The organism is Leclercia adecarboxylata (assembly GCF_006171285.1).
Classification (GTDB): domain Bacteria; phylum Pseudomonadota; class Gammaproteobacteria; order Enterobacterales; family Enterobacteriaceae; genus Enterobacter; species Enterobacter barmai.
The window spans coordinates 3,908,060-3,922,203 of record NZ_CP040889.1; the positions used below are offsets into that span (position 1 = coordinate 3,908,060).

12 protein-coding genes are annotated in these 14,144 nt (G+C 57.3%); 9 read left to right on the forward strand and 3 right to left on the reverse strand.

The annotated features are described in order from the left end of the window. The first annotated feature begins 33 nt into the window (after nucleotides 1-33). From flgH to flgL, 5 genes are all read left to right on the forward strand, one after another. Nucleotides 34-732: a flagellar basal body L-ring protein FlgH gene (gene flgH / locus FHN83_RS20385; protein ID WP_039028917.1), complete on the forward strand. Its 699-nt coding sequence runs from the start codon at nucleotides 34-36 to the stop codon at nucleotides 730-732. A 12-nt stretch (nucleotides 733-744) separates the two neighbouring features. Continuing rightward, nucleotides 745-1,842 (forward strand): flagellar basal body P-ring protein FlgI, encoded by a 1,098-nt coding sequence (locus FHN83_RS20390; protein WP_138368630.1) that lies wholly within the window; start codon nucleotides 745-747, stop codon nucleotides 1,840-1,842. Continuing rightward, nucleotides 1,842-2,795, forward strand: coding sequence for a flagellar assembly peptidoglycan hydrolase FlgJ (flgJ, locus tag FHN83_RS20395; protein ID WP_039028919.1), 954 nt, complete (start codon nucleotides 1,842-1,844; stop codon nucleotides 2,793-2,795). Before FHN83_RS20390 ends, flgJ begins: the two co-directional genes overlap by 1 nt. 75 nt (nucleotides 2,796-2,870) lie before the next feature. Beyond that, nucleotides 2,871-4,517 carry a flagellar hook-associated protein FlgK gene (flgK, locus tag FHN83_RS20400; RefSeq protein ID WP_139564757.1) on the forward strand — a complete coding sequence of 549 codons (1,647 nt, stop codon included), beginning with the start codon at nucleotides 2,871-2,873 and terminating at the stop codon, nucleotides 4,515-4,517. A gap of 14 nt (nucleotides 4,518-4,531) precedes the next feature. Then, nucleotides 4,532-5,485 carry a flagellar hook-associated protein FlgL gene (gene flgL / locus FHN83_RS20405; protein ID WP_139564758.1) on the forward strand — a complete coding sequence of 318 codons (954 nt, stop codon included), beginning with the start codon at nucleotides 4,532-4,534 and terminating at the stop codon, nucleotides 5,483-5,485. Nucleotides 5,486-5,565: 80 nt separating this feature from the next. On the opposite strand, the gene FHN83_RS20410 is transcribed toward flgL, so the two are convergent. Then, nucleotides 5,566-6,780, reverse strand: a complete 1,215-nt coding sequence (locus FHN83_RS20410) for an MFS transporter (RefSeq protein WP_139564759.1) — start codon at nucleotides 6,778-6,780, stop codon at nucleotides 5,566-5,568. A gap of 109 nt (nucleotides 6,781-6,889) precedes the next feature. Between FHN83_RS20410 and FHN83_RS20415 the strand changes: the two genes are divergently transcribed. Next, nucleotides 6,890-7,828, forward strand: coding sequence for a LysR family transcriptional regulator (locus FHN83_RS20415; RefSeq protein ID WP_139564760.1), 939 nt, complete (start codon nucleotides 6,890-6,892; stop codon nucleotides 7,826-7,828). Between the two features lie 40 nt (nucleotides 7,829-7,868). Here FHN83_RS20415 and rne read toward each other — a convergent pair whose 3' ends face one another. Next, nucleotides 7,869-11,048, reverse strand: coding sequence for a ribonuclease E (gene rne, locus FHN83_RS20420; protein WP_139564761.1), 3,180 nt, complete (start codon nucleotides 11,046-11,048; stop codon nucleotides 7,869-7,871). Nucleotides 11,049-11,619: 571 nt separating this feature from the next. On the opposite strand from rne, the gene rluC reads away from it, so the two are divergent. After that, nucleotides 11,620-12,567 (forward strand): 23S rRNA pseudouridine(955/2504/2580) synthase RluC, encoded by a 948-nt coding sequence (gene rluC / locus FHN83_RS20425; protein WP_039028925.1) that lies wholly within the window; start codon nucleotides 11,620-11,622, stop codon nucleotides 12,565-12,567. A gap of 74 nt (nucleotides 12,568-12,641) precedes the next feature. Here rluC and FHN83_RS20430 read toward each other — a convergent pair whose 3' ends face one another. Continuing rightward, nucleotides 12,642-13,226: a Maf family protein gene (locus FHN83_RS20430; protein WP_139564762.1), complete on the reverse strand. Its 585-nt coding sequence runs from the start codon at nucleotides 13,224-13,226 to the stop codon at nucleotides 12,642-12,644. Between the two features lie 141 nt (nucleotides 13,227-13,367). Between FHN83_RS20430 and yceD the strand changes: the two genes are divergently transcribed. Then, nucleotides 13,368-13,889, forward strand: coding sequence for a 23S rRNA accumulation protein YceD (gene yceD / locus FHN83_RS20435; RefSeq protein WP_032617547.1), 522 nt, complete (start codon nucleotides 13,368-13,370; stop codon nucleotides 13,887-13,889). 16 nt (nucleotides 13,890-13,905) lie between these two features. Further along, nucleotides 13,906-14,079 carry a 50S ribosomal protein L32 gene (rpmF, locus tag FHN83_RS20440; protein WP_003857964.1) on the forward strand — a complete coding sequence of 58 codons (174 nt, stop codon included), beginning with the start codon at nucleotides 13,906-13,908 and terminating at the stop codon, nucleotides 14,077-14,079. Nucleotides 14,080-14,144 lie beyond the last annotated feature (65 nt).

Consider the following 14,144-nt stretch of genomic DNA (forward strand, 5'->3'; position numbering starts at 1 on the left):
CGCACCGGCTCCCTGTTTTCGAAGATGAAGGCAATGCAAAAACACGCGGCGATTCGTTATCCGATAGTGACTCTCCTGGCCGTTACCCTCAGCGGTTGCGCCTGGGTTCCGTCTCAACCGTTGGTGCAGGGTGCGACTTCCGCCCAACCCATTCCTGGCCCGACCCCGGTAGTGAATGGCTCAATTTTCCAGACCGCGCAGCCGATTAACTACGGTTATCAGCCGCTGTTTGAAGACCGTCGCCCACGTAATATCGGCGATACGCTGACCATCCAGCTGCAGGAAAACGTCAGCGCCAGTAAGAGCTCGTCGGCGAATGCCAGCCGCGACGGGAAAACCAATTTTGGCTTCGACACCGTGCCACGCTACCTCGAAGGCCTCTTCGGTAACGCGCGTGCCGATGCCGAGGCGTCTGGCGGCAACTCCTTTAACGGAAAAGGCGGCGCCAATGCCAGCAACACCTTTAGCGGCACCCTGACGGTCACCGTCGACCAGGTGCTGGCGAACGGCAATTTACACGTTGTGGGTGAAAAACAGATCGCCATCAACCAGGGCACTGAGTTCATTCGCTTCTCCGGTGTGGTTAACCCTCGCACCATCAGCGGCTCCAACACCGTACCGTCCACCCAGGTGGCCGATGCGCGCATTGAGTACGTCGGCAACGGCTACATCAACGAAGCGCAGAATATGGGCTGGTTGCAGCGCTTCTTCCTTAACCTCTCACCGATGTAATCGAGGTGACCTATGTTTAAATCCCTCTTCGGGTTCCTGCTGGTGCTGGTGGCGACCTGTGCCCAGGCCGACCGTATTCGCGATCTCACAAGCGTACAGGGCGTGCGGGAAAACTCACTGATCGGTTACGGTCTGGTGGTGGGGCTGGACGGTACGGGTGACCAGACCACTCAGACGCCGTTCACCACCCAGAGCCTGAACAACATGCTCTCCCAGCTCGGCATCACCGTGCCGGCCGGAACCAACATGCAGCTGAAAAACGTGGCGGCGGTCATGGTCACCGCTTCCTTCCCGGCCTTCGCGCGCCAGGGGCAGACCATCGACGTGGTGGTCTCCTCCATGGGTAACGCGAAAAGCCTGCGTGGCGGTACCCTGCTGATGACCCCGCTGAAAGGGGTGGACAGCCAGGTCTATGCCCTGGCGCAGGGGAATATCCTCGTCGGCGGGGCGGGAGCCTCCGCAGGCGGCAGCAGCGTGCAGGTTAACCAGCTTAACGGCGGGCGTATTACTAACGGGGCCGTCATCGAGCGTGAGCTGCCGACCCAGTTCGGCACCGGCAACACCATCAACCTGCAGCTGAACCAGGATGACTTCACCATGGCGCAGCAGATTGCGGATACCATCAACCGCGGCCGCGGCTTCGGCAGCGCCACCGCGCTGGATGCCCGCACCGTGCAGATCCGCGTCTCCAGCGGCGGCAGCAACCAGGTACGTCTGCTGGCAGATATCCAGAATATGGAAGTGAACGTCACGCCGCAGGACGCCAAAGTGATCATCAATTCCCGTACCGGCTCGGTGGTCATGAACCGCGAGGTGACGCTGGACAGCTGTGCCGTGGCGCAGGGCAACCTCTCCGTTACCGTTAACCGCTCGGCGAACGTCAGCCAGCCGGATACGCCGTTTGGCGGCGGTGAAACGGTGGTGACGCCGCAGACCCAGATTGATTTACGCCAGAGCGGCGGCTCGTTGCAGAGCGTGCGTTCCAGCGCCAACCTGAACAACGTGGTCCGTGCCCTCAATGCGCTGGGCGCCACCCCGATGGATCTGATGTCGATTCTGCAGTCCATGCAGAGCGCGGGCTGTCTGCGCGCCAAACTGGAAATCATCTGATGCTGACCGATAGCAAACTGCTGAGCAGCGCGGCCTGGGATACCCAGTCGCTCAACGAACTGAAGTCCAAAGCGGGTAAAGATCCGGCGGGGAATATCCGTCCGGTGGCCCGCCAGGTCGAGGGAATGTTTGTCCAGATGATGCTGAAAAGCATGCGTGAAGCCCTGCCGAAAGACGGCATCTTCAGCAGCGACTCAACGCGTCTGTACACCAGCATGTATGACCAGCAGATTGCGCAGCAGATGACCGCCGGTAAAGGGCTCGGGCTTGCGGACGTGATCGTCAAGCAGATGGCGGCCGCCCAGGGCGTGCCCCCGGAAGATGCGCCGCAGCAGGTGCCGATGAAGTTCGATCTGGAAAAGGTGACCAGCTATCAAAATCAGGCCCTGACCCAGATGGTGCGTAAAGCGGTACCGAAGGCGCCTGAAAGTAACGATGAACCCCTCACCGGCGACAGCAAAGACTTCCTGGCGCAGCTCTCGCTGCCGGCGCGTCTTGCCAGCCAGCAGAGCGGGGTGCCGCATCACCTGATCCTCGCCCAGGCGGCGCTGGAGTCGGGCTGGGGGCAACGTCAGATCCGCCGCGAGAACGGCGAACCGAGCTTTAACATCTTCGGCGTCAAGGCCTCGGGAAGCTGGAAGGGGCCCACCACCGAGATCACCACCACCGAATATGAAAATGGCGAGGCGAAAAAGGTCAAAGCCAAATTCCGCGTGTACAGCTCGTATCTGGAGGCGCTTTCAGACTATGTCGGCCTGCTGAGTCGTAACCCGCGCTATGCGGCGGTGACCCAGGCCGCGACGGCAGAGCAGGGGGCGCAGGCGTTGCAGAATGCGGGCTACGCTACCGACCCGCAGTATGCCCGCAAGCTGACCAGCATGATTCAACAGCTGAAATCGATGGGTGAGAAAGTCAGCAAAGCCTACAGCAACGATATCGAAAATCTGTTCTGAAAGTTCTCAAGTCCGGCTGGAGACTGCCGATAATCTCCAGCAGGACTCGTGTCTGAAAGTATAAAAGGAACCCCCATGTCCAGTTTGATCAACAGCGCCATGAGTGGCCTCAGTGCGGCACAGGCTGCGCTGAATACCGCCAGTAATAACATTTCAAGCTACAACGTGACGGGCTACACCCGTCAGACGACGGTGCTGAGTGCCTCAAACAGCACGCTGACGGGCGGCGGTTGGGTTGGCAACGGCGTGTATGTCTCCGGGGTACAGCGAGAATATGATGCATTCATTACCAACCAGCTGCGCACCGCGCAGAACCAGAGCAGCGCCCTGACCACGCGCTACCAGCAGATGTCCAAAATCGACGACATTCTGTCTGGCAGCAGCAACAGCCTGGCCACCACCATGCAGGACTTCTTCAGCAGTCTGCAGACTCTGGTCAGCAACGCCGAAGATCCGGCTGCGCGCCAGACGGTACTGGGCAAGGCCGATGGCCTGGTGAACCAGTTCAAGGTGAACGATCAGTATCTGCGCGATCAGGATAAGCAGATCAACACCGCGATCGGCACCAGCGTTGAGCAGATCAATAACTACGCCAAACAAATTGCCAACCTCAACGATCAGATTTCCCGTCTGACCGGCGTAGGCGCGGGCGCGTCCCCGAACAACCTGCTCGATCAGCGCGACCAGCTGGTGAGCGAGCTGAACCAGATCGTGGGCGTTGAAGTCTCCGTTCAGGACAGCGGCACCTATAACGTCTCCTTCGGTAACGGCTACAACCTGGTTCAGGGCAGCACCGCCAACCAGCTGGCAGCCGTGAAATCCAGCGCCGATCCGTCCCGTACTACGGTAGCCTTTGTTGACGGTACCTCGGGCCCGGTCGAGATCCCGGAAAAACTGCTTACCAGCGGTTCTCTGGGCGGCATGATGACCTTCCGCACCGAAGAGCTCGACGCGGCACGCAATACCCTCAACCAGCTGGCGCTCTCATTCGCTAACGCAATGAATACCCAGCATGAAAAGGGCTTTGACGTAGAAGGCAAAGCCGGCGGTGAATTATTTGATATCGGCGCGCCAGCGGTGTTGGCCAACAGCAAAAATACCGGTACGGCAGCCGTGTCCGCGACGGTCGATATGGACAACTTTTCCAAAGTGCAGGCGACTGATTACAAAATGGAGTTTGATGGCTCCAACTGGAAAATCACCCGCCTTTCCGATAAAACGACGGTCACTGCCACCGATGACGGTAACGGAAATCTCTCCTTCGATGGCCTGAAGGTTAACGTATCCGGCGCGGCGAAAAACAAAGACAGCTTTACCATCAAGCCTGTTGCTAATGCCATCGTGAATATGGACGTGTCGATCAGCGAAGAGGGAAAACTGGCGCTGGCCTCTGACCCTGATGGCGGTGAAAGTGATAACCGCAACGGCCAGGCGCTGCTGGATCTGCAGAACAGCAAAGTGGTCGGCGGCAACAAAACCTTTAACGATGCCTATGCCTCGCTGGTCAGTACCGTCGGCAGCAAAACCGCGACGCTGAAAACCAGCAGCACTACCCAGGCAAACGTGACGACGCAGCTGAGCAACCAGCAGCAGTCGATCTCCGGCGTTAACCTCGACGAAGAGTACGGCAACCTGCAGCGCTACCAGCAGTACTACCTGGCCAATGCCCAGGTGCTGCAAACCGCCAGCATGCTCTTCGACGCGTTAATTAATATTCGCTAAGGCTGAGGTGAACGATGCGTATTAGCACCCAGATGATGTACCAGCAGAACATGCGCGGGATCACCGATTCCCAGAGCAAGTGGCTGAGTTACGGTGAGCAGATGTCCACCGGCAAACGCGTTAACCGTCCGTCTGACGACCCCATTGCCGCGTCGCAGGCGGTGGTGCTGTCGCAGGCCCAGGCGCAGAACAGCCAGTTTACGCTGGCCCGCTCTTTTGCCTCCCAGCGAGTAGGGCTGGAGGAGAGCGTTTTGGGTCAGGTGACCACGGCGCTGCAATCAGCGCAGGATAAAATTGTCTATGCCGGTAACGGCTCCCTGAGTGACAACGACCGTAGCTCTATTGCTACCGACCTGCAGGGTATCCGCGATCAGCTGGTGAACCTGGCAAACAGCACCGACGGTAACGGACGCTATATTTTCGCCGGTTATAAAACGGACGCTGTGGCTTTCGATCAGGCCACGGGTACCTATAACGGCGGTGACACGCCTATCCGGCAGCAGGTTGATTCCGCGCGTAACATGCAGATCAGCCATACCGGCAGTGAAGTGTTTGAATCCTTCACCAGTAACGCAGCGCCAGAGCCGGACGGCTCAACCCCGGAAACCAATCTGTTCAAGATCCTGGATAATGCGATTGCAGCCCTGAAAACGCCGGTCAGCGGCGATCAGGACAAGACGGATCAGCTGAATCTGGATATCGATAAGGCCAACCGCGGTCTGCGTAACTCCCTTGATAACGTGCTGACCGTGCGCGCTGACCTGGGGACTAAGCTGACCGAACTCGATGCACTGGATACGCTGGGCAGCGATCGTGCGTTAGGCCAGACCCAGCAGATGAGCGATCTTATTGACGTAGACTGGAACGCTGCAATTTCGTCCTACACCATGCAGCAGGCGGCGCTTCAGGCATCCTATAAAGCGTTCAGCGATATGCAGGGTATGTCGCTGTTCCAGATGAATAAATAACTGACTTGACCTTTAGAACATGGCTTGAAACTGGTTATGTTCTCTGTGCCCAATCCGTTTTGCGGATTGGGCATTTTTTTTCAGGAATTCTGCACGGCTGATGGGGTTGAGCGGACGTTCCCGGTCATACGAATAACCAGCGCCACACCGGCTGTCATCGTCGCCAGGGCAATCACGCCCGGCCAACCGGCCAGGGTATACAGCTGACTACCCAGCGCTGAACCCAACGCCATGCCGATAAACACGCCGGTGAAGAGCAGGGCGTTCAGGCGACCACGCGCCTGCGGCTCGAGGCTGTAAACCAGGTTCTGGTGGGCCACCAGGCTTGACTGCAGACCGAGATCAAAGCCCACGGCGGCAACGGCAATCAGGATCAGCTGGCCATGTACGCCTAAAGCAGGCATTAAAAACATCAGGGCGAAGGAGACGGTCACCAGGGCGGCACCCAGTTGGGTGACTTTACCCGCGCCCAGTTTATCCGCCAGACCCCCCGCCAGCGGCGCGGCCAGGGCACCTGCGGCACCGGCAATACCGTATCCTCCGGCTACCGCGCTGCCAAGCCCATAATGTTCCATCAGCATGACCGCCAGGGTCGACCAGAAGGCGCTAAAGGCGATGGAGAGGAAACCCTGAGCCAGCGCGGCGCGGCGCAGGGCCGGGTAGCGGCGCCACAGATGCGCCATGGAACGCATCAGTTCCGGATAACGCAGGTTCGAGGGTACCGCGAAGCGGGGCAGAATGAACCACATCACGGCGGCGAGGATCGCAATGCTGCCCGCAGCCAGCTGATACATCACGCGCCAGCCAAAGGCTTCCCCTACCACGCCGCTCACCGTACGGGAGAGCAGGATCCCCAGCAACAGGCCGGTCATCACCGTACCGACGGTTTTGCCCTGTTTGCCCTGAGGCGCAAGAATTGCCGCAGCCGGGACGATATCCTGCGCCATGGTGGCGGTCATACCAATCAGCAGGCTGACCAGCAGCAGGGAGTGGATCTGCCCCGTCAGGCTACAGGCCAGAAGCAGCAGCGCCAGGGCGACGCTTTTCACCACTATCAGGGTGCGACGGTCGTAGCGATCGCCGAGCGGCAGCAGGAACAGGATCCCCAGTGCATAACCGGCCTGGGTGAGAGTTGGCACCATTCCCATCCCTTCAACGCTGAGATGCAAATCTGAGCCCATCAGCGGCAGCAGCGGCTGAGCATAATAGATGGCGGCGACGCTAAATCCTGCGCCGATGGCGAGGATAAAAATGACCCAGCGGCTGACGGCTGGGGTTAAGGAGTTGGTGTTCATATGCGATTCCTCATTTCGGGTGTGTCGCTATTCTTTATCAGCCCGCCTTGCGGTGGTAGCCAGCCCAGTGATAAAACACTTATACGTGTAACGTATAACCGTGACGATAATGAAACGTTCAGAACGTATAGACAGAGTAGAGTTAATGCGGACCTTTGTACGCATCGTCGAAACCGGCTCTCTTTCCGCTGCCGCCGTGCAGATGGCTACCAGCCAGGCCACAGTCAGCCGCCGACTGCAGTCGCTGGAGATGCTGCTCGGCGCGCGCCTGATCCTGCGAACAACCCATGCCATGAAGCTGACCGATGACGGCGAACGCTGCTATCAACATGCCCGGCGGGTGATCGACAGCTGGCATGCGCTGGAAGATGAAGTGGGGCAGACGGAAGATGAACCGGTGGGGGTGCTCCGGGTGAGGGCACCGCATGCCTTCGGTCAGGAGCAGTTGCTGGAGCCGCTAACGCAGTTTTTGCTGCGCTATCCCCGGCTGAACGTGGAGTGGATGCTCAACGATCGCTCGGCTGATTTTTTAAGCGACAATATCGACTGCGCTATTCGGGTCGGGGCGGAGATCGACCCGGCCACGGTGTCGGTGCTGCTGGCCGAGGTGCCGCGCTGCATTGTGGCATCCCCTGAACTGCTTGCACGCTTTACCCCTGTGGAGAAGCCCGAAGATCTCTCCGCGCTGCCCTGGGTGGCACTCAATACGTTTTATCGTCAGCATGTAGAGTTGTTCAGCGCGGGGACATCACAACCGCTGCGGGTGGCTATCTCGCCTCGATTAAGTACCGACAGCCTGTACGTGGCGCGTAAAAGCGCACTCACCGGGCTGGGCATTGCTGTGGTCTCGAGCTGGACGGTAGAAGCGGATATCCGCGAGGGCAGGCTGGTGCATCTCCTGCCGGACTGGCAGCCGGCCGCGCTGCCGGTTCATCTGGTCTACCCGTGGTCACGCTATTATCCGGCGCGACTGCGTCGTTTTCTGGAGATGATGAGAGAGGTGATGCCTGAAATTGCGGGAATGCGCAGGCCTGAGCAGATGCAATAAAAAAGCCGACCCGAAGGTCGGCTTTTACGCTTAAGCGGGCTTATTCAGCCGGCTGTGGGCGCGTGGCTGGCGCAGTGGCCTGATGCGTGGCGCTGTGACCGCCTGCAGAGCCTTTACCGTCAAACTCAAATGCCGGACGTACCCAGTCGCTGTGACGCGGTGCTTCCGCAACATATTCCGGTGCCGGAGCACGGGTCATTGGGGCAGTGGCGTGATGCGCTTTAGCGTGAACCTGCGCGGCTGGCGCCGGTTTCACCTCAGGTTCTGGTTTCACTTCTGGCGCTTTTACTTCCGCGACTTCAATGTCTTCAGGTTCCACTTCAGCAACCTCAACCGGTTCAACATCGATTTCGATTTCAGGTTGAACTTCAGTTTCCACTTCAACTTCCACGACCGGCTGCGGCTCGGCTGCAACCTCGGTGGTTTCAGCCGGTTCAGCAGCGGCAGCTTCTTCCACAACCTGTTCTGCGACAACCGCGTCTTCAGGAGTGACGATCTGCGGTTGTTCAGTCACAGGCGCAGCAATCACTTCCGGATGTGACGTTTCAACTTCAGCAACCTGCGGCTCAGGGATCGCAACGGCAGCGGCCTCAGTAATCGCCTCAACGGCGGCTGGCGCAACAGGGGCTACCGTTTCTGCAGCAACGTTCTGCTCTTCAAACTGTGGCTCCTGAGGACGGGCAACCGGATAACGGATCCAGGCTTTACCTGATGCCATCTCTGGTGACGCACAGGCAATAGCCAGCGGCATTGGAGACTGCAGCGGATAACGCTCGTCACGATAACGGCGACGACGCTGACCGCTCACGCGCAGGTGACGCGGGGAGCGACGTGAACGACGCGGCATGCCGGCGTTTTCACGGCCTTCGCCGTTCTCTTCCTGCTCAGGTGCGTTTTCGATAACGGCAGGCAGGTCAACTTTTGCCAGTTCGGTGCTCTGGGCTGGTTCAGCCTGAGGTGCGACCGCTTCAACCGCTGCCTCTTCAGTCTGAGACTCGAAGCGCACTTTCTGGTTCAGCTGACGCTGCTTACGGCGTGGCATGACCTGAACGCGTTCTTCCTGCTCAGCATCCTGCACGGTCTCTTCTTCGCGATTCAGCGCTTTGACTTCCTGCTGGGCCTGGCGCTTGTCATCATTACGACGACGGTTACGCTCACGGCGCGGCTGCTGCTCATCACGCTGTCTGCCTTTATCAGACTCTTCGCTGACCGGCTGGCGAATTTCACGATCTTCCGCGTTCTGCTGCGGCTTCTCACGGCGGTTGCGACGGTTGTCGTCACGCCCTTCACGGCGCTCACGACCCTCACGGTTGTCGCGATTATCGCGATTGTCACGACCTTCGTTGCTGTCTGAACGGTTATCGCGGCGCTCGGTGCGGTCTCGACGGTTGTTCTGACGTTTACGACGATCCGGTGAACGCTCCTGTTTCTCTTCTTTCTTCTCAACCGGCGCCGGGGCTGGCTGCGGCTCTTCGCCTGCAAACATTTTTTTCAGCGCGCTGAAGAAGCGGCTCAGCAGGCCTGGCTGCTCAGTCGGCTGGCTGGCTTCTGCCGCCGGTTTGGCTGCAGCAGGCTTAGCCGCAACGGTCTCCTGCGCTGGCGCAGGTGGCGCTTCAGGCATCACGAATGCCGCAAGAGCAGGTTGCTCAGGCAGCTTACGCTCTGAGTACTCTTCCTCAGACGGCAGCGCCATCTCTTCTTCATGCAGCTTCGGCAGCATGTAGCTCAGGGTGGACGTCTCTTCACCTTTGCGCACGCGCAGCACGGAATAGTGCGGGGTTTGCATCTGGTCGTTAGGGACGATCACGCAGCGTACGCCGCTCAAACGGGATTCGATTGCGCTTACCGCTGCACGTTTTTCGTTCAGCAGGTAGGAGGCAACCGGCACAGGCACAATGGCGTGAACTTCTTTGGTGTTCTCTTTCAGCGCTTCTTCTTCGATGAGACGCAGGATAGAGAGCGCCAGCGATTCGTTGTCACGCACGGTACCGGTGCCGCTACAGCGTGGGCAGACGTGGTGGCTGGATTCGCCGAGCGACGGGCTCAGACGCTGACGGGACATCTCCAGCAGGCCAAAACGGGAGATATGGCTGATCTGGATACGCGCACGATCCTGACGCACCGCTTCACGCAGGCGGTTTTCCACCGCGCGTTGGTGACGTACTGGCGTCATGTCGATGAAGTCGATAACGATCAGGCCGCCGAGGTCACGCAGACGCAGCTGACGCGCAATCTCATCTGCCGCTTCCAGGTTGGTGTTGAACGCCGTCTCTTCGATATCGCCGCCGCGGGTTGCACGTGCGGAGTTGATATCGATGGCGGTCAGCGCTTCGGTGCTGTCGATAACGATAGAGCCGCCGGATGGCAGACGGACTTCACGCTGGAAGGCGGATTCAATCTGCGATTCGATCTGGTAGTGGCTGAACAGCGGGATCTCACCGGTGTACAGTTTGATTTTGCTGGTGAAATCCGGACGACCCAGGGCTGCGATGTGCTGGCGAGCCAGCTCAAGCACTTTCGGATTATCAATCAGAATTTCGCCGATGTCCTGACGCAGATAGTCGCGGAAGGCACGTACAATAACGTTACTTTCCTGGTGGATCAGGAACGGAGCAGGGCGACTTTCAGCGGCTTTCTGGATCGCTTCCCAGTGCTTCAGGCGGAAGCCCAGGTCCCACTGCAGGGCTTCGGCAGATTTGCCAACGCCTGCGGTACGGACAATCAGGCCCATGCCGTCCGGCAGCTCAAGGCTTGCCAGCGCTTCTTTCAGCTCGGTACGGTCGTCGCCTTCGATACGGCGAGAGATACCGCCCGCGCGCGGGTTGTTAGGCATCAGAACGAGGTAGCTGCCTGCCAGGCTGATAAAGGTTGTTAGTGCCGCGCCTTTGTTGCCGCGCTCTTCTTTATCAATCTGGACAATAACTTCCTGACCTTCACGCAGAACATCTTTGATGTTTGGACGGCCATGGGCGTTATAGTTGGAAGGGAAATACTCGCGAGCGATCTCTTTCAGCGGGAGGAAACCATGACGCTCGGCACCGTAATCGACAAATGCGGCTTCAAGGCTGGGTTCAATGCGGGTGATTTTGCCTTTGTAAATGTTCGCTTTTTTCTGTTCGTGTCCAGGACTTTCGATATCCAGATCGTACAGACGCTGCCCATCCACAAGGGCGACACGCAACTCTTCTTGCTGAGTTGCGTTGATTAACATTCTTTTCATCGTAACTTACTCATTATTCTTACATTGACGACTAAGCTGCGGGCAAGGTGACGCTTTCCGGGGTATGAACCGATGGCCTCGTGTCTATTCACGTCGCCAACCTCACGGTTGTCGCTCGCTTAAGAGGCGCAAAGTGTCGGTTGCCTGTATTTCATACGGAAATACAGCGCGATTATCAGGGGAATAGCCTGGGTAAAACTCTCCAGAGAAGATTCCATTTACCGGTAAGTACTGCAACCCGCAGCCCGCTAACTGTCTGAAAGATCAATACGTCTTACGCCATTGCTGCGTGGATGATCGGTCAGACAAAATTGGTCATTCCGTCGATATCCTTACAAAACCCGGATTTAACGCGGAAAACAGCAGCATTATTCCATTGCTAACCGGGTTATAGCAAGATGACTTTTACCAATTATCACCCGGTTACTCACAGTTTTTTCACTTCTCTGACGTGATTGGTTTAATAACCATCAAATCGATTGCGTGAATGAAACACCGTCCGGGTAAAGGTAAATATAAGCACAGAAAAATGAGTGGCGCTATTGGCTGCCGATAATTAGAATCGCCCCCCATGAAAACAGAGACTCCAGCCGTAAAAATGGTTGCCATTACCGATGATGAAGCGGGGCAACGCATCGACAACTTTTTGCGCACCCAATTGAAGGGCGTGCCGAAGAGTATGATTTATCGCATCCTGCGTAAGGGTGAAGTGCGTGTGAATAAGAAGCGCATCAAACCTGAATACAAACTTGAAGCAGGTGATGAAGTCCGCATTCCACCCGTTCGCGTCGCCGAGCGGGAAGAAGAGGCGGTATCGCCGCATCTGAATAAAGTTGCTGCGCTTGCGGATGTGATTTTATATGAAGACGATCATATCCTGGTGCTCAACAAACCGTCCGGTACCGCAGTACACGGCGGCAGCGGACTGAGCTTCGGCGTCATTGAAGGCCTGCGCGCGCTGCGTCCGGAAGCCCGCTTCCTTGAGCTGGTTCATCGCCTTGACCGCGACACCTCTGGCGTACTGCTGGTGGCGAAAAAGCGTTCGGCGCTGCGTTCGCTGCATGAACAGCTGCGTGAGAAAGGGATGCAGAAGGATTACCTCGCGCTGGTGCGCGGCCAGTGGCAATCCCATGTCAAAGTAGTGCAGGCACCGCTGCTGAAAAACATTCTGCAGAGCGGCGAGCGAATTGTCCGCGTGAGCCAGGAAGGCAAGCCGTCAGAAACACGCTTCAAAGTTGAAGAGCGTTATGAATTCGCCACCCTGGTACGCTGCAGTCCGGTCACCGGTCGTACCCATCAGATCCGTGTTCATACTCTGCATGCGGGACATCCTATCGCTTTCGACGATCGCTATGGCGACCGGGAATTTGATAAGCAGCTGGCCGGTACGGGGTTATCTCGCCTGTTCCTGCATGCCGCCGCGCTGAAGTTTACCCATCCGGGTACCGGCGAGGTAATACGTATCGAAGCCCCGATGGACGAGCAGCTGAAACGCTGTCTTAAAGTTCTGCGTGGTTGATTGCCCGGCGGCGCTGCGCTTGCACGGGCCTACGGTTTTGTAGGCCGGGTAAGCGCAGCGCCACCCGGCGTAAATTACGCCATCAACGGGTTGCTGTGCTCGCGACGCAGCATCTGACACAGCGCAATCAGCGGTAATCCCACCAACGTGTTCGGGTCACGCCCGTCCAGCCTGTCGAATAACGCAATCCCCAGTCCTTCGCTCTTAAAGCTGCCCGCGCAGTTTAACGGACGCTCTTTGCGGACGTAATCTTCAATCTCCTGTTCACTAAGATGGCGGAAATGAACATCAAAGGGCTCGCATTCCGTCTGCAGATGGCCCGTAGCGCTGTTATAGAGGGCGAGGCCAGTATAGAAGGTCACAATAGTGCCGCGTGCTTTCAGCAGCTGCTGGCGCGCATTCTCTTCGGTGTGCGGTTTTCCGGTGATAATCCCATCAAGGACGCAAACCTGATCGGAACCTATAATAAGATGGTCAGGAAATCGTGCTGCCAGGCTTTTCGCTTTTTCCTGCGCCAGACGTACCACCAGATGCCGTGGCGATTCACCGGGTTGTGGGCTTTCATCCACGTCCGGCGCGGCGCATTCAAAGGGTACGCCAAGTTTTTCCAGCAGCATGCGGCGGTAGGGCGAAGTCGAGGCGAGGATCAGATTTGGCATATTTTTTTCACCAGATATAGCGTATCGATGCCAGCCATTTTAAACTACGGGCCGCAATGTGTGCGAATAATTGGCAAAAGGCAGCCTGAGGTTGCCTTTTTCTTTGACTCTATGACGTTACAAAGTTAATATGCGCGCCCTATGCAAAAGGTAAAATTACCCCTGACTCTTGATCCGGTTCGTACGGCTCAAAAACGCCTTGATTACGAAGGTATCTATACTCGTGATCAGGCTGAGCGTATCGCCGAATCCGTAGTCAGTGTGGACAGTGATGTGGAATGCTCCATGTCGTTCGAAATCGATCCCCAGCGCCTTGCCGTTATCACCGGTGATGCAAAGGTGTCGGTCACGCTCGAGTGTCAGCGTTGCGGGAAACCGTTCCCACTTCATGTTCACACAACATATTGTTTTAGTCCGGTTCGTTCAGACGAACAGGCTGAAGCACTCCCGGAAGCGTATGAGCCGATTGAGGTTAACGAATTCGGTGAAATCGATCTGCTGGCGCTGGTTGAAGATGAAATCATCCTCACCTTGCCTGTAGTTCCGGTGCATGATTCTGAACACTGTGAAGTGTCCGAGGCGGACATGGTCTTTGGGGAACTGCCTGATGAAGCGCAAAAACCAAACCCATTTGCCGTATTAGCCAGCTTAAAGCGTAAGTAATTAAGGAGTAAGGTCCATGGCCGTACAACAGAATAAACCAACCCGTTCCAAACGTGGCATGCGTCGTTCCCATGACGCGCTGACTGCAGTTACCAGCCTGTCTGTAGACAAGACTTCTGGTGAGAAACACCTGCGTCACCACATCACTGCTGACGGTTTCTACCGCGGCCGCAAGGTTATCACTAAGTAATCACGCGTTTGCGTGATTAGGCTTAGTGAGGGTTTCCCCGTGCAAACGGGGATATACCGAACCAG